At 73.7% G+C, this 17,268-nt stretch carries 10 protein-coding genes; 5 read left to right on the forward strand and 5 right to left on the reverse strand.

Features of this window, described 5'->3' with window-relative positions; translation table 11 throughout:
- Window position 1: 1 nt before the first annotated feature.
- Window positions 2-1,024, reverse strand: a complete 1,023-nt coding sequence (locus WME98_RS11105) for an NADP-dependent oxidoreductase (protein WP_437951315.1) — start codon at window positions 1,022-1,024, stop codon at window positions 2-4.
- Window positions 1,025-1,302: 278 nt separating this feature from the next.
- Here WME98_RS11105 and WME98_RS11110 point away from each other — a divergent pair, with 278 nt between their 5' ends.
- A complete protein-coding gene (locus WME98_RS11110) occupies window positions 1,303-1,788 on the forward strand; it encodes a hypothetical protein (protein ID WP_437333346.1) in 486 nt (161 codons plus the stop codon).
- 111 nt (window positions 1,789-1,899) lie between these two features.
- Window positions 1,900-6,036 carry a kelch repeat-containing protein gene (locus WME98_RS11115; protein WP_437951316.1) on the forward strand — a complete coding sequence of 1,379 codons (4,137 nt, stop codon included), beginning with the start codon at window positions 1,900-1,902 and terminating at the stop codon, window positions 6,034-6,036.
- A 319-nt stretch (window positions 6,037-6,355) separates the two neighbouring features.
- Here WME98_RS11115 and WME98_RS11120 read toward each other — a convergent pair whose 3' ends face one another.
- Entirely contained in the window at window positions 6,356-7,393 is a 1,038-nt protein-coding gene (locus tag WME98_RS11120; RefSeq protein ID WP_061623048.1) for a D-alanine--D-alanine ligase, read from the reverse strand.
- Between the two features lie 890 nt (window positions 7,394-8,283).
- Between WME98_RS11120 and WME98_RS11125 the strand changes: the two genes are divergently transcribed.
- The gene (locus tag WME98_RS11125) at window positions 8,284-9,873 is read left to right on the forward strand and encodes an ATP-dependent DNA ligase (protein ID WP_437951317.1); all 1,590 of its coding nucleotides are present in this window, start codon (window positions 8,284-8,286) and stop codon (window positions 9,871-9,873) included.
- Window positions 9,874-9,888: 15 nt separating this feature from the next.
- On the opposite strand, the gene WME98_RS11130 is transcribed toward WME98_RS11125, so the two are convergent.
- The 3 genes from WME98_RS11130 to WME98_RS11140 form a co-directional block, all read right to left on the reverse strand.
- Window positions 9,889-11,124 carry a hypothetical protein gene (locus tag WME98_RS11130; protein ID WP_437951318.1) on the reverse strand — a complete coding sequence of 412 codons (1,236 nt, stop codon included), beginning with the start codon at window positions 11,122-11,124 and terminating at the stop codon, window positions 9,889-9,891.
- 527 nt (window positions 11,125-11,651) lie between these two features.
- Window positions 11,652-14,519: an ATP-binding protein gene (locus tag WME98_RS11135; protein ID WP_437951319.1), complete on the reverse strand. Its 2,868-nt coding sequence runs from the start codon at window positions 14,517-14,519 to the stop codon at window positions 11,652-11,654.
- 96 nt (window positions 14,520-14,615) lie between these two features.
- On the reverse strand, window positions 14,616-15,209 hold the full coding sequence (locus tag WME98_RS11140; protein ID WP_437951320.1) for a hypothetical protein: 594 nt from the start codon (window positions 15,207-15,209) through the stop codon (window positions 14,616-14,618).
- A gap of 243 nt (window positions 15,210-15,452) precedes the next feature.
- On the opposite strand from WME98_RS11140, the gene WME98_RS11145 reads away from it, so the two are divergent.
- Both WME98_RS11145 and WME98_RS11150 read left to right on the forward strand, forming a co-directional pair.
- Window positions 15,453-16,127 carry a hypothetical protein gene (locus tag WME98_RS11145; RefSeq protein ID WP_437951321.1) on the forward strand — a complete coding sequence of 225 codons (675 nt, stop codon included), beginning with the start codon at window positions 15,453-15,455 and terminating at the stop codon, window positions 16,125-16,127.
- Window positions 16,128-16,153: 26 nt separating this feature from the next.
- Window positions 16,154-17,245: a hypothetical protein gene (locus WME98_RS11150; protein ID WP_437951322.1), complete on the forward strand. Its 1,092-nt coding sequence runs from the start codon at window positions 16,154-16,156 to the stop codon at window positions 17,243-17,245.
- The last annotated feature ends 23 nt before the right edge of the window (window positions 17,246-17,268 follow it).

The following is a 17,268-nucleotide window of genomic DNA, read 5'->3' on the forward strand; positions in this document are numbered from 1 at the left end:
CTCACGACGCGACGCGCACCAGCAGCTTGCCGAAGTTCTCGCCCTTGAGCAGCCCGATGAACGCCTCGGGGGCCTTCTCCAGACCGTCGACGATGTCCTCGCGGTACTTGATGCGACCTTCGCGGATCCAGCGGCTCGTCTCCTGGAGGAATTCGGGGCGCTGCTCGGCGAAGTCGCCGACGATGAAGCCGCGGAGCGAGAGGCGCTTCGCGAGCACCTGCTTCATCAGGCCCGGAAGGCGATCCGGCCCGGGGGGCGGCGCGGTGTCGTTGTAGTGCGCGATGAGGCCGCACACCGGCACGCGGGCGAAGGGGTTCAGGAGCGGCAGCACCGCCTCGAACACGGCGCCGCCGACGTTCTCGAAATACACGTCGATCCCGCCCGGGCAGGCCTCCTTCAGGCGCGCTGCCAGATCGGGGCCGCGGTGGTCGACGCAGGCGTCGAAGCCGAGCTCGCGCACCACGTAGTCGCACTTGCGCTGCCCGCCGGCGACGCCGATCGCGCGGCAGCCCTTGATCTTCGCGATCTGCCCCACGACCGAGCCCACCGCTCCGGAGGCCGCCGCGACCACCACCGTCTCGCCCGGCTTCGGCTGGCCCAGGTTGAGCAGCCCGGTGTAGGCCGTCATCCCCGGCATGCCGAGCACCCCGAGCGCGGTCGAGATCGGGCCGAGCGCTGGATCCACCTTGCGCAGGCCGCTCCCGTCGGTGATCGCGTACGCCTGCCAGCCGGTCCGCCCCTCGACGAGGTCGCCCGGCGCCAGGCCGTCGACGCTCGACCGCAGCACCTCGCTCACGGCGCCCCCGACCATCACGTCGCCGACCTCGACCGGCGGCGCGTACGACGGGCCGGCGCTCATGCGGCCGCGCATGTACGGATCCAGCGACAGATAGAGCGTGCGCAGCAGCGCGCGGCCCTCGCCGGGCTCGGCGAGCTCTTCTTCGATCAGCTTGAAATCGGACGACTTGGGCTCGCCGACCGGCCGGGCGGCGAGGACGATCTTGCGGTTGCGCTGGGAGGTCATGGTCCGTCGATCCTGCTCGAAACCGGCGCGATTGCCAGAGCGCATCGGCGAGTCGCAGGGATCCGGCGAGCTCGGCGAGGCGCGGGGCTCCGAGGCGCGGCGCTCGCGGCGCTCGCCGCCGGCGGGCGGCGAGCGCCGGGCGGCGGGCGGCGGGCGGCGGGCGGCGGGCGGCGGGCGGCGGGCGGCGGGCGGCGGGCGGTAAATGATCGCGGGAACACGCCGCGCCGGCGCTGTCCGATTGAGCCCCGCGGCCGTCGCGGGTATGCCGAAGCCGCACGATGCAGTCACTCAACGCGATCCAGTTGCCCGAGGAGCTCCGCGAGCCGCCCCCGCGCCCCTGGGCGGCGCTGCGGCACGCCCGGCACCAGCTGGCTGGCGTGGGCTACGCGCTGCTCGTCTGGGCGGGGCTCCTCGGGGTCGGCTCGCTCTACCGGCACATCGATCTCGTCGCGATGCTGCTCGCCTTCTCCTTCGCGGTCATGCCGTTCGTGCTCCTGTATCAGGTGCTGGGCAGCTACACCGCCTGCCGCCTGGCGCTGCGCGGCGCGCCGTCGGCCGCGCAGATCTACGAGGGCGTCGTCGTGACGAGGTTCGGGACGGTGAACGTATGGCACGTCGTCGTCGCCGGCCAGCACGTGCGGATTCGCGCGGACGCGCCGCTCCTCAAGAGCATGGTGGTGCTCGTGACGCCGGAGACGAGTGGCGGGAAGCGCAGAGTCGGCGTCTATCATCCCAAGATCGGCATCTGCACATCGCTCGTGTGAGCCGCGCGGGCCGCGCGGTTCGGGGGTGAGCGGCCCGCGCCGCGCGGCTCGGGCGGTGGCGCGCTCGCGGTGCCGTTGTGGCTGGCGGGCCGGCGTGAGACATTCGCTGGCATGCGAGCTGAGTGGGCTTTTCGCGTGCTGGCCGTGGTCATCCTGGCGCTGGCCGCGGCGGGGTGGATGAGCGCGCTCGGGTGCGCGGCGGGGCGCGACCGCGCCGCCGCAGCGGCAGCGCAGGTGCAGCAACGGTTCCCGGCGCAGGCCGCCGAGGTGCTGGGCAGCAGCGCGCTCGACGCGCCGTCGGCGAGGGACGGAGGCTTCGCGCTGGCCGCGGCTGGCCGAGCCGGGCGCGGAGCACGGCTCCAAGCCGAGCTGCCGCGCGACGGCGGCGGCTGGGTGCGGCTCTCGGGCCCGGGCGGCTTCGATGTGCGGGTGCGGGAGACCGGCGCCTCCGGCCCGGGGGCGATCGTGGACGGCGCGGTGATCTACGGCCGCGCCGGCGGCGCGTCGTTCTGGCGGGCGGCCGAGGGCGGCATCGAGGAATGGCTCACCGTGGAGCCGGGCGCCGCGCCGGCAGGCGCGCCCGCGGCCGTCTGGGAGGTCGACGGCGCGGCGCTGCGGCAGCGCGGCGAGGCCGTCGAGGTGGTGGACGCGGCGGGGACACCGCGGCTGCGCGTCACCGCGCCGCGCGCGTTCGCGGAAGGCGGGCGACCGGTCGCGGTGCGCCTTGAGGCGCGCGGGGCGGAGATCGCGCTGCTGGCCGAGGCGTCGGGGGAGCTGCTGCTGGTGGATCCGCTGTGGCGCATTGTCGGGGCGATGGCCGAGCGGCGGGACGGGGGGCATACGGCCACGCGGCTCGGCGGCGACGACGGGCGGGTGCTGGTCGTGGGCGGCAGGGGCGGCGACGGCTATCTCGCGAGCGCGGAGCTGTACGACCCGGCGGACGACGGCTGGGCGCCGGCGCAGCCGATGAGCGGCCCGCGCCACAATCACGCTGCCCTGCTTCTGGACAGCGGGCGAATCCTGGTCGTGGGCGGCTCCGGCGACTCGGGCGCACTGGAGAGCGCGGAGCTGTACGACCCGGCGGAGGACCGCTGGGTACCGGCGCGGCCGATGAGCGCCGCGCGCGAGGGCCCCACGGCGACGCGGCTCGACAGCGGGTTGATCCTCGTCGTGGGCGGCTGGAGCGACGGCACCCATCTCGCGAGCGCGGAGCTGTACGACCCACGGGAGGACACCTGGACCGCGGCGGCCCCCATGAGCACCGGACGCTACGGGCACACGGCGACGCTGCTCGGCAACGGGCAGGTCCTGGTCACGGGCGGCTTCGATGGCCTGGACGCGCTGGAGAGCGCGGAGCTGTACGACCCGGCGGCGAACAGCTGGACGCCGGTGCAGCCGATGAGCTCAGCGCGCCAAGGGCACGCGGCGACGCTGCTCGATGACGGGCGGGTCCTGGTCACGGGCGGCGCCGAAATCTACTGGGGAGAGGAAGAGGAAGAGGAGGAGGAAGAGGAGGAAGAGGGCGGGTTCGCGAGCGCGGAGATCTACGATCCGGTGAGCGGCAGCTGGGCGGTGACGGCGCCGATGAACGTCGAGCGCTCTCAGCACACGGCGACGTTGCTGGGGGACGGGCGGGTCCTCGTCGCGGGCGGGTCCGCGGTCGTGGGCGAGTCCGAGTGGTCCGGGTACCTGGCGGACGCGGAGATCTACGATCCGACGGCGGGGTCGTGGTCGGATGCGCCGGCGATGGCCGTGGGCCGCAGCGGTCATACCGCGACGCAGCTCACGAACGGCGGAGTGCTCGTGACGGGCGGCAATCGGGCCTCCGAGGCGAACGCCGAGGTCTACGACCTGTCCGGCGCGAGCCCGTGGTCGGAAGCAGCACCGATGATGGACGCGCGCTACTGGCATACGTCAACGCTGCTGGCCGATGGGCGGGTCCTGGCCGCCGGCGGCTACGGGACCGACTACATCCCAATCGCGAGCGCGGAGATCTTCGACCCCACGACGCGCACCTGGACGGCGGAAGCACCGATGCTCGTGGCGCGCTACGAGCACACGGCAACGCTCCTCGACGGTGGACAGGTCCTGGTCGCGGCCGGCTACGGGGCCGACTATGTCTCAATCGCGAGCGCGGAGATCTTCGACCCCATCGCGCGCACCTGGACGGCGGCAGCACCGATGATCACCGCGCGCTACGGGCACACGGCGACGCCGCTGAACGACGGGGGGATCCTGGTTGCGGGCGGCTTCGGGACCCGCTACACGCACCTCGCGACCGCGGAGATCTTCGACCCCATCACGCGCAACTGGATGGCGGTAGAGCCGATGATCGCCGCGCGCTCCGGGCACACGGCGACGCTGCTGAACGACGGGCGGGTCCTGGTCGCCGGCGGCGAAGGAAGCGACTACGACAACCTCGCGAGCGCGGAGATCTTCGACCCCATGACGCGCAGCTGGACCGCGGCAGAACCGATGATCACCGCGCGCTACCAGTCCACGGCGACGCTGCTCGACAACGGGCAAGTCCTGGTCGCGGGCGGCTACGGGCCCGACTATGTCGCCCTCTCGAGCGCGGAGGTGTACGACCCGGCGGCCAATCGCTGGATGGCGCGGGCTCCCATGAGCACCACGCGCCACCAGCACACGGCAACGCGGCTCCTGGACGGGCGGGTCCTGGTCGCGGGCAAGGCCGCCTCCGCGGGCCTTAGCGGCGCGAGCGCTGAGGTCTACGACCGGGCCACGGACAGCTGGTCTCCGGCAGGGACGATGCACTCCGAGCGTTCTGACCACGCAGCGACGCTGCTGCCCCATGGCAAGGTCCTGGTCACCGGCGGCCAGGGCCCCGGCGGCATCCTCGCCAGCGCCGAGGTCTACTCCCCCGTCCTCCCCGGCGATCCCTGCGACTCCGACGCGGACTGCGCCGGCGACTCCTGCGTCGACGGCGTCTGCTGCGACGCTCCTTGCGCGGGCGCCTGCATGGCCTGCTCCGCCGCGAAGAAGGGCGCCGGCCCCGACGGCGTGTGCGGGCCCGTCCAGGCCGGCGCCGATCCGGACGACGACTGCGTCGCGGAGCCGGCCGCCACCTGCGGCGCCAACGGCTTCTGCGACGGCCGCGGCTCCTGCCAGCTCCAGGCGCAGGGCACCCCCTGCGGCGCGGCCGCGTGCAACGGCGCCTCCGAGGTCGTCGAGGCCCGCCTCTGCGACGGGCTCGGGGTCTGCGCCGAGGCCGACACCCGGTCCTGCGGCGATTACCGCTGCGTCGCGGGCGCCTGCCTCGCGGGCTGCACCTTCGACACCCAGTGCGCCGCAGCCGCCTATTGCGCGGAGGCCGGCGGCGACTGCCTGCCGAAGAAGCCTGTCGGCGCCGCGTGCGCGCTCCCGAAGGAGTGCCTCAGCGGGCTGTGCCTGGCCGGCGTCTGCACGCGCGACAGCGACGATGACGGGGTCGCCGACCACGAGGACAACTGCCCTGAGGTCCCGAACACCTCCCAGGCCAACACCGATGGTGGCCTGTCCGCGGGAGACCCACTCGGCGACGCCTGCGACGACGACGACGACGCCGACGGCCATCCCGACGCGGCGGACAACTGCCCGCTTATCGCGAACCCCAACCAGGCCGACGCCAACCGCGACGGGATCGGCGACGCCTGCGATTGCGCGAGCCCGCGCAAGGCCGACGGCAGCCCGTGCGACGACGGCAACGCCTGCACGCAGACCGATACCTGCCAGAACGGCGCCTGCGTGGGCAGCAATCCGTTCCTCTGCCCGCAACCCGACGCCGCCGTCTGCCGGGTCGCCGTCTGCGAGCGGGCCACCGGCAACTGCGGACAGCGCTACAAGCTCGACCGCGCGCCCTGTCCGGGCGGCGAGTGCATCGCCGGGGGCTGCTTGCTCGCGGAGGGCTCCGGCGACGGCGGCGCGGGGGGCGACGGCGGCTCCGGCGGCGACGGCGGCGCCGCCGCGTCGACCGGCGCCGGCGGCTCCAGCAGCGGCGACGGCGGCTCTGGCGGCGACGGCGGCCCCAGCGGCGACGGCGGCGCGCCGCCCAAGCCCGCCCCGGAGGGGAGCGGCCCGCCGCACCTGCACGGAAACGGCTGCGCCACGGCGCCCGACGGCGGCCCTGGCCCCCTCGGCTCGGCCGCGCCCTGGCTGCTCGCTGCGGCCCTGGCCGCCACGCGGTGGCGGCGCCCTGGCCGGAGCCCGGCGACACGGCGCGCGCGCGCCACCCGCGGCGCTCAAGCCTGAGAAGGCGCCGCGGGCAGCGACCCGCGACGGTGCCCGCCGCGGGCCGCCTGAGCGTCGGTTGTCCCCGCGGAGGCATCCACCAGCGCTATCAGGCGCTCGCGCGCGAACCGAGGGTCGCGAGCGCCACCCCCGTCGACAACAACGCTTCCGTGATCGGGAATCGACGCCTCACGCGCGATGCGGCCCCTGCGAACGGACCCGCGATTCAGAATTCGCGCTGATCTGCCCCTGAGGGCAATGGCATGAGGTCGGTGCCAGGCGCTGCCGGGCGCCCCGTGCCGGGCGCCCGCCTTCAGCCCCCGTGCGGGGGCGCTCGCCCTCAGATCGCCGACTTCACGAGCCGCAGCCGCTTCTCGGCCTGTCCCCGCTCGCTCAGCCGGAGCTCCGAGGCCGCGGGCGCGCGGCGCCGCACCGGCTGGTGCAGCCGAGCGCTCGCCAGGATCGCCTCGCACAGATCGCCGAACTCGTAGCCTGCGGCGGCCGCGATCTTCGGCAGGAGGCTCGTCGTGGTCATGCCCGGCAGGGTGTTCACCTCGAGCACGTACTCGTTCTCTCCGCCGGTCACGAGCAGGTCCACGCGCACCGCGCCGGTGCACCCGAGCGCCTGGGCCGCCCGCTCCGCCAGGTTCAGGACCCCGCGGTACCGGGTCGGCGGGAGGCGCGCCGGCATGTGATACTCCGTCATCCCCGGCGTGTACTTGGCCTCGTAGTCGTAAAGCCCCTTCTTCGGCACGATCTCGATCGCGCCAAGGACCTTCCCGTCCAGGATCCCCACGTTGACCTCGGTCCCCGCCACGAACCGCTCCACGATGGCGGCGTCGTCGAACTCGAACGCCAGGGCGAGCGCCGACCGGAGCTCCTCGAGCGACCCGGCCTTGGTCACCCCGAGGCTCGACCCCTCGCCGCGCGGCTTGACGATGACCGGGAACCCGAACGAGCCGTGGATCGCCTCGAGCTCGTCGAGCTCCTGGTGCGCACCCACAGTGTAGTAGGGAGGCGTCGGCACGTTGTGCAGCCGGAACATCTCCTTGGCCTTGAGCTTGTCCATCGCGAGGGCGCTCGCGAGCACGCTCGACCCGGTGTACGGGATCTGGGCGAGCTCCAGGACGCCTTGCACGCACCCGTCCTCCCCGAGCCGCCCGTGCAGGGCCAGGAAGGCCGCGTCGAGCCGCGCGCGCTGCAGCGTGGCGCAGAGCTCCGTGCCGAACCGGTCCCCGAGCGTGATCCGGACGACATCGTACCCGCGCGCCTCGAGCGCCTCGGCGACGGCCGCGCCCGAGCGCAGGGACACCTCGCGCTCGCCCGACGAGCCGCCCATCACGACGCCGACCCGCCTCCGGACTTGCCGCTCCACCATCGAAGAACCTCCGTCACCTTGTCGTGAGGACACCAACGCCACGCCAGCGCCTCCCGTTCCAGTCAAACTGCCGGAGAGGTGCCGCGCAAAAACCAGGCCAGCTGCCTTCAAAGCCCCAGAAAATCGGCGGCCTTGCAGCGGAGGGCGGTATTCCTGAGCTGTGGTTGAGGAAAACTGCGCCCGCCCGCCGTGTTCACCTGCCCACGGCGCGCTGACGCCCAACCCGGTATCAAGGCCGGCGGCGGAGGTCAACTAAACGGAGCGATCTCGCCGTCGGAGGGCGGACGCGGCCGGGCCCTCTCGCGGGGCCCTCGCGCGGCGTGCTCGGGAGTCGCGGGGCGGCTCCGCGCGGCCCTCCGCGCCGGGGCGGCGCGGGCGCGTCGCGCGCTTCGCGCCCGGCGACTCGCCACGAGCGGCACACCGGATCTTGGTAAGGTGGGCAGCACCTTCGCCGGCTCACGGTGCGGGCACCGGAGCGACGGAGACACTCCCCTCCCCCGCTTACGTGTCTGCGTGCTGAATCGTTGGCACGGCCGCGCCGTCGGCTCGGGCGCGCGGCGGCGCGGGCGCCACCGTCAGCTCGGGTGTCTTTCGTCGTTCGAGCCACCCAAGATAGCCTGATAATTCGTCACCATTCTCCGTAAGTGGCTGCAAAGGAGAACGACCGCGAATCCGGCATGCAAGAGCGCTTTTCTGCCCCGCGGCCTTACACCGTTTGGTAGGCTCCCTCTCAGCCCATGCGGAGAGCTCTTGGCGCCCGTGGGTCAGGTCTGATCCTGCGGAGTTCCTCGGCTCGGTTCCTCGGTTCCGTGGCAAGGGACACACCGCGGCGGCCTCATCATAGGACCCCTCGAGCGTGCGCCCTCGAGATGCCAGGGTAGGATACCTGCGTGCTCGTTTCCGATCTCGTCGCCACTTCCGATCGTGTCGCCACCACCTCCAGCCGTCTCGAAAAGATCGGTGCGCTCGCCGATCTCTTGCGCCGCCTCTCGCCCGAGGAGGTGCGGATCGGCGTCGACTGGCTGGCCGGGCGGCTGCGTCAGGGCCGGATCGGGCTCGGGCCCGCGATGGTCACCGATGCCCGCCGCGCCGGCCCGTCCGCCGTCGAGCCCGCGCTCACCCTGGGGGAGGCCGACGCGGTGTTCACGGAGATCGCGCGCACCTCGGGCTCGGGGTCGGCGGCGCAGCGCCGCGCGGCGCTCGGCGGGCTCTTCGCGCGCGCCACCGAGCTCGAGCGCGACTTCTTCGCGCGGCTCCTCGTCGGCGAGCTCCGCCAGGGCGCGCTCGAGGCGGTCATGATCGAGGCGGTGGCGCGCGCCGCGGGGCTGCCGCCGGCCTCGCTGCGGCGCGCGGTCATGCTGGCCGGCGACGCGGCCGAGGTCGCCAAGGCCGCGCTGCTCGAGGGGGCGCCCGGCCTCCAGCGCTTCTCGCTGCAGCTGCTCCGCCCGGTGCAGCCGATGCTGGCGCAGGCGGCCGACGACGTCGCCTCGGCGCTCGGCGAGCTCCGCGCGGCGGCGCTGGAGTGGAAGCTCGACGGCGCCCGCGTGCAGGTGCACAAGGCCGGCGACGAGGTGCGCGTCTTCAGCCGCAGCCTGAACTCCGTCACCAAGGCGGTCCCGGAGGTCGTCGAGGCGGTGCGGGCGCTCCCGGTCCGCTCGATCGTGCTCGACGGCGAGGCGATCGCCTTCCGCGCGGACGGGGCGCCCCACCCGTTCCAGGTCACGATGCGCCGCTTCGGCCGCACGCTCGACGTGGCCGCGCTGCGCGCCGAGCTGCCGCTCCGCGCCCTGTTCTTCGACGTGCTGCACCTCGACGGCGAGGACCTGCTCGATCGGTCCGGCAGCGAGCGGGCCGCCGCGCTCCGGCAGGCGCTCGACCGGTCGCTGCGCGTGCCGCGCATCGAGCTGCCGACGGAGGCCGAGGCCGAGGTGTTCTTCGCCGACGCGCTCGCCCGCGGCCACGAGGGGGTGATGGCGAAGTCGCTCGCCGCGCCCTACGAGGCCGGCCGGCGCGGCAGCTCGTGGCTCAAGGTGAAGCGGGCGCACACCCTCGACCTCGTCGTGCTCGCGGTCGAGTGGGGCAGCGGCAGGCGCCGGGGGCTGCTCAGCAACCTGCACCTCGGCGCGCGCGATCCCGGCGCCGGCGGGTTCGTGATGCTCGGCAAGACGTTCAAGGGCATGACCGACGAGATGCTCGCGTGGCAGACGCAGCGGCTGCTCGAGCTCGAGATCACGCGCGACGCGTACACGGTGTATGTGCGGCCGGAGCTCGTCGTCGAGATTGCGTTCGACGGGGTGCAGGCGAGCCCGCAGTACCCGGGGGGGGTCGCGCTGCGGTTCGCGCGGGTGAAGCGGTACCGGCCGGACAAGGCGGCGGGGGAGGCCAGCACGATCGACGAGGTGAGGGCCATCCATGCGGGGGCGCTGGCGCATGAGGCGGCGGAGAGGAGGGAGGCGGGAGGAGGAGGAGAGGAAGCTTGATGACCGCACTCCGCCTCAGAGCGGAAGGTGCGCGAGGAGGATGTCGCCCCAGCCTTCGCTCTTCAGGGCGCCGAAGCCGGTCTGCGCTTCTTCGTAGAAGCTCGTCACGATCGCGAGGTTCCCTTTCGCGTCGATCGCGGAGGCGCCCATACCGAAGAACCCGTTTTGCGTGTCGCTGATCATCGTGCCGACCTCGACGATCCGCCGCTGCGCGACGAACGCGCCAGTGCTTGGCTCGTAGGTGGCAATGTAGCTTCCCCGCTCGTCCACCCTGCCGCCGCCGAGGTCGAAGGGCGCCCTGAGCGAGGCGATGAGCGCGACCCGGCCGTCGGGGGTGAACGAGAGGCTGGTCGAGACGACGCCGGCGGCCGGGAGCGGCTTCGCCCATCGGACGGCGCCGTCCTCGCCGGCGAGCTTCGCGAGGAACGCGCCGCCCGTGTCGCCGATCGGCCCCTCCCCGAGATCGGCGCCCACCGCGAACTGGCCGGCGATCAGCACGTCGCCGCGCTCGTCCAGGAGCAGGGTCTGCGCCTTGTCGCCGAGGCCCATGCCGTGATCCTCGGGCGCGCCGAAGTGCCTCGACCAGAGGTGGGCGCCGTCCTCGCCCGAGTACTTCGCCACCCAGGCTTGATCGCCCCTCAGCCCGGTGATGGCGCCCCCGCCGAGGTCGGCGCCGCCGGAGAAGTTCCCGGCGACGACGATGTCGCCGTGCAGGTCCACGGCCACCCCGCCGATCGGAGCGAACGACGAGGCGTATCCGGACAGATGTCCCACGTCCGTCGCGAAGCGGACAGCCCCGTCGGCGGCGAACCTCGCGAGGGTGAGGCTGCTCCCGGACTGGGCGGCGACAACGATGTCATCGCCGGGACCGACGGCCACACGGCCTCCGAAATCGAAGCCGGCGCCGCCCAGGCGGTGCATCCAGCGCGGGGCGCCGCCCCGGTCGAGCGCGAGGACGAAGATGTCGTCTCGCTCCGGCTCATCCAGCGCGAGGTCGCCGGCCTCGAGCGGTCCGCCCGAGGCGTGGCCGACGACGGCGATGCCGTCGTTTGCGTCGACCGCGATCCCCGTGGCCGTCACCAGGCTGCCGCCGAAGCGGTGTGCCCAGCGCAGGGCGCCGTCGTCCGCGTACTTGGCGATGAAGAGGTCCTCGAAGCCGGCGAGCGGCGTGGCGCCCTCGCCGAAGTCGGCCGCTCCGCGCGAGCTCCCGGCCAGAACGATGTTTGCGCCGCCGTCGATCGCGAGGGACATCGCATCTTCCATATCGGGTCCGGAGATCTGCCGGTGCCATGCCCCCTCGGCCGGAAGCGCGCCGCCGGCCCCCGCCCCCCCGCTCCCCACGGCGTCGCCGCCCGCGCTCCCGCCGGATCCTCCCGATCCCGCCCCCGGCGCGCTGCTCGACGCGACGGCGGGTTCGGTCTCACGGCTCGGGCTGCAGCCCGCGAGCAGCATGGCAGGGGCAACGACAATCAGGGCAGAAGGGATGATGCGCATGGCGTGACCTCCGCTCAACAGACTACGTTCGGAGCGCAGGCGCGCCCCTTAATCCTCTCTTAAAGCGATTCGCGCGCTCCCCCGCTCCCGGCCCATTGCCCACCGATATCCGCAGGCCCCCGGAGAGGGTGATCGTGGGGCGGGGCGGGGTGGGGGATGGGCCGATGTTTGAGGCAGAGACATGGCGCCTCCGGCGCCATGTCTCTGCCGAGTTCGGCGGGGCCCCCACCCCGCCCCGCCCCACGATCACCCTCTCCGGGGGCCGTCCAGCCGGCAACTACCCCCTACCGCCGCTTCCCCCCGCCCCCACCCCTGCCCTCACCCTCGCCCGTCCCGCCGCGCGAATCGCCCCCGACCCTCGCGCCCGGCTCCACCGCGACGTAGTGGACGGGCAGCGCCGGATCCAGCGAGTACCCCTCCGCGTCTCGCCGGAGCCACGGCTTCATCCCGAGCTTCCGCAGCTGGTTCATCGCCACGTAGATCCGGTTCGCCGCCGCCTCCGGCAAGATCCGCTCGCCGGGCCACCCCGCCTCCTTCAGCGCCGCGAGCGAGAGCCCCCGACCCGGCGCACACCGCTGCTGCTCGGCCAGCGCGAGGAGCAGGCGCCGCGCCGCGTGGCGCTCGCGCAGATCGTGCCAGCCGCCGCCCGGCGGGCGGACGAAGCGCGCCCCCTCGGTCAGGAGGAGCTCGCGCTCGGCCCCCGCCCGCGCCTCGGCCACGTCGCCCAGCGCGGCCAGGCTGCGCTCCAGGATCCGCAGCAGCAGCCGCACGTCGTCCGAGCGGCTCGCGCTCGACGGCGACCCCTCGCGGGCGCGCGCGATCCTGCGCCGCGCCGCGCCCACGTGCGCCGCGGCCTCGTCCCCCTGCCCCGCGCGGCGCGCCGCCTGGGCGCGCGCGAGGTCGACGAAGCCCGACGCCACCCGCGCGAGCTCCACGTCGGGCTCGTCGCCGAGCTGCGCGAGCAGCCGCTCGGCCGGATCGAGCGCGCGCCGCGCCTCGTCCACCTCGCCCACCGACGCGAGCGCCGCCCCGAGGCGGCAGAGCGCGATCGCCTCGGAGCGGCGATCCCCCACCTCGCGGAGCAGCGCCACGGCGCGGCCGTGGCAGGCGCGCGCGTCGGCGAGGCGGCCCTCCTCGTGGTGGAGCGCGCCGAGGTTGCCGAGCGTGATCGCGAGCAGCCGCAGATCGCCCACCTCCCCGAGGATCGCGGCCGCGCGCTCGTAGCGCCGCCGCGCCAGCGCGGGCGCGCCGCGCTCCTGCTCGAGCAGGCCGGCGTTCGTCGAGAAGATCCCCTCCTGCCGGCCGTCGCCGATCTCCGCCGCGATCGCGATCGCCCGCTCGTAGTAGGCGGCCGCCTGGGCCTCGCGGCGCTCGTCGTGGTGGAGCGCGCCGAGGTTGCCGAGCGCGCGCCCCTCGGCGCGGCGGTCGCCGAGGGCGCGGTGGAGCGCGAGCGCCTGCTCGTAGTGGTCTCGCGCGCGCTCCATGTCGCGCCGGCCGTGGTGGAGCACGCCGAGGTCCGCGAGGATCCCGGAGAGGAGCGCCGCTTCGCCGAGCGCCGCCGCCTGCGCGCGGGCGCGCTCGAGGTCCTCGAGCGCCGCCTCCGCCTGCCCCCGCAGCCGCCGCGCGCGCCCCCGCGCCGCGAGCGCGCGGGCCACGACGCGCGGCTCGGCCGCGAGCGCCTCGGCCGCGGCGAGCGCGCGGTCGAGCAGCTCGAGCTGCGCGCCGAACGGGCCGCGGGTGCTGAGCACGGGCTCGATGGCGGAGAGCGCCCGCAGCGCGCGCTCGGCCGCGGCGCGGGGCGCTGCGGCGACCGCCTCCTCGGCCGCGGCGCGAGGCGCTGCGGCGACCGCTCCCTCGGCCGCGGCGCTGGACCCGGCGCGCGGCGCCTCCGCCGCGGCGACCGCGCCCGCGGCGACGGCGCCGGCGCGCGGCGTCGCCGCCGCGGCGAGCGCGCCCTCGGCGACGGCGAGCAGCTCCTCCAGGTCGCCGGCGATGCGGTTGAGCGCGTCGAGCGCGCCGCGCCGCTCGAAATCCGCGGCGGCGGCCTCGCCGGCGGCCAGGTAGAAGGCCGCGTGCCGCTCGGCCGCCGCCTCGCGCTCCCCGCGCTCGGCGAGCTTCTCGGCGGCGAGCTCCCGCACCCCCTCGTAGAGCGCGAAGCGCGTCGCCCCGTCGCTCCCCGGGGGCGCCGCGCGGAGCAGCGACTTGTCGCGCAGCGCCTCGATCCGGTCGATCGCGGCGGCGTCCGGCTCCGCGAGGACGGCCGCGGCCGCCGCGAGCGAGAACGGCCCGCGGAACACCGAGCAGCAGGCGAGCGCCCGTCGCTCGCGGTCGTCGAGGAGGTCCCACGACCACTCGATCGCGCTGCGCATCGTCGCCTGCCGCGCCTCCCTGCCGCGCGCCGCGCCCGCGAGCAGGTCGAGCCGGCTCCCGAGGCGCGCGAGCAGGCCGCGCACGCCGAGCACGCCCTCGCGCGCCGCCGCGAGCTCGATCGCGAGCGGGATGCCCTCGAGCCGCCGCACCAGGGCGGCGACGTCGGCGAGCCGCTCGTCGCTGGCCGGCGCGCCGCCGCGGTGGGCCGCGGCGCGGTCGAGGAAGAGGGCCACGGCGGCGCTGCGCTCGGCCGAGCCCTCGGCGGGGAGCTCGAGCGGGCCGAGCTCGCAGCCGATCTCCCCGGGCAAGCGGGTGCGCTCGCGCGACGTCGCGAGGAAGCGGACCTCGGGCGCCGCGCGTACCCACGCGTCGAGGGCGGGCGCTGCCTGCTCGAGCACGTGCTCCAGGTTGTCGAGCACGACGAGCGCCGGCCCCACCGTCGCGAGGGCGCGGCCGATCCGCTCGACGAGCGTCGCTTCCCGGCGCCCTGCCGCGACCTGCGCGCCGATCGCGCGCGCGACCGCGCCGCAGACGGCGCGCAAGTCGCGGCAGGCGGTGAGCTCGCAGAGCCACACGGCCTCGGCCGGCCGGGCCTCGTCCCAGCGGCTGGCGAGCTCCAGGGCGAGCCGCGTCTTGCCCATGCCGGCCGGCCCCCAGACGGTCACGAGCCGCTCGCCGCGGCGGAAGAGCTCGGCGATCGCGGCGAGCTCGCGGTCGCGGCCGAGGAAGCGCGACGCGGGCACGGCGAGGTGCCGTCTGCGCGGCCGGGCTGCGTCCGCCATCTGCGGACTTTCGATCAGGCGGGAGCGGAACTCAACGCCGGAGCGGGAGGGCGGCGGGGTGCGCGGCGGGGGCGCGGCGGGGCGCGCGGAGGAGGCTCAGGGTCGCCCGAGCGGCGTCACGAGCAGGTTCTTCCGTGCGCCGTCGAGCTCGACCTGCACCTGGATCCCGCGCCGATCGAGCGCGGAGAGCGGGCGGAGCGGCGTCACCTGGGCGAAGCGGTCGCCGACGGCGCACCAGGTGCCCTGGAGCGCGGGCGACTCGGCGCCTTCGGGGGTGAAGACGACGGCGCCGGTGCGGCAGCCGCCGTCGTCTGCCGCGTAGAGGCCCTCGATGCTGCCCCGCGCCGCGGGGCGCGCGTGGAAGGCGAGCTCCGCGCCGTCGGGCGTGCGCAGCTGGCCGGACTCGCCGCCGGGATCGGCGGTCGCCGTCCAGCCGGCGCTCTCGATCGAGAACGCGCCGCTCGGGTCCTCGGGTCCCTCGAACCAGCGGGTCATGGTCGCGTAGGTGCTCGCGCCGCCGCAGACGTAGAGCGTGACCGCGCCCTCGCCGCGCACGACGGCGATCACGGCGTCGGTGCCGTCGACCGCGCCGACCGAGATCTCGGGCGGCGCGGGCTCGGAGTAGGCGGCGCAGGCGGCGCAGAGCAGGGCGCAGAGCATGCCTGTCGCCAGCACGCGGGCGGTCTTCATGCAGAGACGGATCCTCCCAGAGCGATGAACAGAACCCATGAGATCCGATGTTAATCGAAACCGGGGGCGGCGGGTGCGGGGCTCCGGGGTGGACACCGCCGGTTCCGTGCGCTCGAAGCCACGGCGGAGCGGCGGGAGCGTTCGCGCCGTGGCCCTTCGGGCGTTGACCGGCCAGGGCGGGCTCTGGTAAGGGCGGCCACCATCTTCGAGTAGATGGCTCGGTCGATTGGGGAGGGGAAACCGATGAACCATCGGTGCGGCGTCTTGCTCGTCATGCTTGCCTGCGGCTGCTCCATCGTGGATCCCAGCGATCGCGATGAGCTGAGAAACCGTATCGCGTCGCTGCCGCCAGATAGGATCGACTTCCTGACCAAGCTGAGCATGGACTCCGCGGCGACCAAGTGGCTTCAGACCAGGGATAAGAATGATCAAGTCGGCAAACTCCAATGCCGCTACCAGGCTGGCGGTCAGTGGACCAACTGGGCCGACCAGGAGCCGCCGTGTACGGTCGCCGACATCCTCGATATTCTTCTTGGAACACCTAAGAACATCACCTACGTGATGGCGAAGGATCTATGGCAATCCGTGGAGACTCAAGCCAGGAAGACCGACCTCTTGAACAGTCTGCCGATCCCGGGCGGAGCCACCGTGGAATGCCGCTTTGTGTGGGATTTCCGCTACGATCCCGACAAGCTGCCGGCCGAGATGACAGATCCTAGCGCGGTCGACATCGACGATATCATGCAAGCCTTGATCGAGCTACCCGCACCGCCTCCTGGATGGGCGTTTCCCGAGCTCGTCCCGCTCCTCTGCCCGCTCGGCGCTGGGCCGGGCTGGGGATGCCCTCCCAACCCCACCGATCCAACAGGCGGAGAGCCCACCAACCCGACGGGCGGTCAGCCGGGAGATCGGCCATGAGATGGTGGGCGAGGTTCCCCCCTGGAATGCTCAAGGTGCGTGAAGCAGGCTGCGGGCACGGTCTCTTTACGACAAAGGATCCGGCGACATGGAAATCGCACCTCCAGGATCTGGGCCAGCTATGCGCCGAAGCATGGGAAGGCGACCTGCCCGAGGAAGATCGTGCATGGGCGGAATCGCATCGCCCCAAATTCAGCCGATGGATCGATGATTCTGGGCACCTTGCTATTGGCCATAGATCGAACGCAGGCGCTGTCCGGGGCCCTGCTTTCAACGCGAGCCCCGCTCCACCCTGGCCCATGCTGCTGGAAGCCGTCAAAAGCGCATGTTTTACCAGGATCGAGATCTCCAAACAGATGCGCCCCGGCGCGAGCGAGCGTGCGGCGGAGGATCCGACGTCGCGTCTCCACAAGAGCTATCTCTGGCGGACGCTGACATCCGACGACACGGCCGAGCAGCACCGGGTCGAGGCGCTCCGCGCGTTCCAGAGGGGTTTTCGCATAGGACGCCGTGGAAAACCGAGGACGCTGACGAGGCCTATCCCTCCGATGCTAAAGCCGCCCCGTTACTGGGGAGGAGCCGGGTTTCCTGAGTACCCCGGGCCGAGCGCAGCGCGCGAGCGTGCGATACGGGCCTTGCCGTTTCCGACCACTCGAGAGGAGTTGTCGGAGCGCGAGCAGGAACTGCACGCGCTATATGCGATCGCTTGGCGGGAGGACGTGCCCGAGGAGGACCGCATCTGGGCAGCGGCGTATCGTGAAGCTTGCATGATGTCGGTCAACAGCCACCGGCGAGATGCCCTCGCGCAGAGCGCGTATGAAGGTTATCTCCAGAGCAGCGATGGACGCTTTGGCGGGGAGCTCGCTCGACCGTGGGGGAGCATGAGCCACGACACCTCGGATCCATGGCGCTCTTTCGTGGATCGTGTCGAGGACGCCCCCGAGGGCGAGAGCGAGCCGGAGACGGCCGCGGCGGCAGTATGGGAATACTGGGACACGCTCTACCGAGAGGCGCCGTCGTGGGACAGCGACCCGGACCAGGCGCACTGGCTCGCTGCGCTCCGCGCTGCTCGAAGAAAGGCGCAGGCCGACGATGGTCCGCCGGAGATGGGCACGTAGCACGCTGACGGGGCAGTGCTTCG

The sequence above is a fragment of the Sorangium sp. So ce296 genome, from assembly GCF_051529605.1.
GTDB classification, from domain to species: domain Bacteria; phylum Myxococcota_A; class Polyangia; order Polyangiales; family Polyangiaceae; genus Sorangium; species Sorangium cellulosum_D.

What these genes read in the sequence shown, in the direction of transcription:
- WME98_RS11105 (WP_437951315.1), bottom strand. Translation starts at nt 1,024, where the DNA reads ATGACCTCCCAGCGCAACCGCAAGATCGTCCTCGCCGCCCGGCCGGTC.
- WME98_RS11110 (WP_437333346.1), top strand. Translation starts at nt 1,303, where the DNA reads ATGCAGTCACTCAACGCGATCCAGTTGCCCGAGGAGCTCCGCGAGCCG.
- WME98_RS11115 (WP_437951316.1), top strand. Translation starts at nt 1,900, where the DNA reads ATGCGAGCTGAGTGGGCTTTTCGCGTGCTGGCCGTGGTCATCCTGGCG.
- WME98_RS11120 (WP_061623048.1), bottom strand. Translation starts at nt 7,393, where the DNA reads ATGGTGGAGCGGCAAGTCCGGAGGCGGGTCGGCGTCGTGATGGGCGGC.
- WME98_RS11130 (WP_437951318.1), bottom strand. Translation starts at nt 11,124, where the DNA reads ATGTCCCTCGCGATCGACGGCGGCGCAAACATCGTTCTGGCCGGGAGC.
- WME98_RS11135 (WP_437951319.1), bottom strand. Translation starts at nt 14,519, where the DNA reads ATGGCGGACGCAGCCCGGCCGCGCAGACGGCACCTCGCCGTGCCCGCG.
- WME98_RS11140 (WP_437951320.1), bottom strand. Translation starts at nt 15,209, where the DNA reads ATGAAGACCGCCCGCGTGCTGGCGACAGGCATGCTCTGCGCCCTGCTC.
- WME98_RS11145 (WP_437951321.1), top strand. Translation starts at nt 15,453, where the DNA reads ATGAACCATCGGTGCGGCGTCTTGCTCGTCATGCTTGCCTGCGGCTGC.
- WME98_RS11150 (WP_437951322.1), top strand. Translation starts at nt 16,154, where the DNA reads ATGCTCAAGGTGCGTGAAGCAGGCTGCGGGCACGGTCTCTTTACGACA.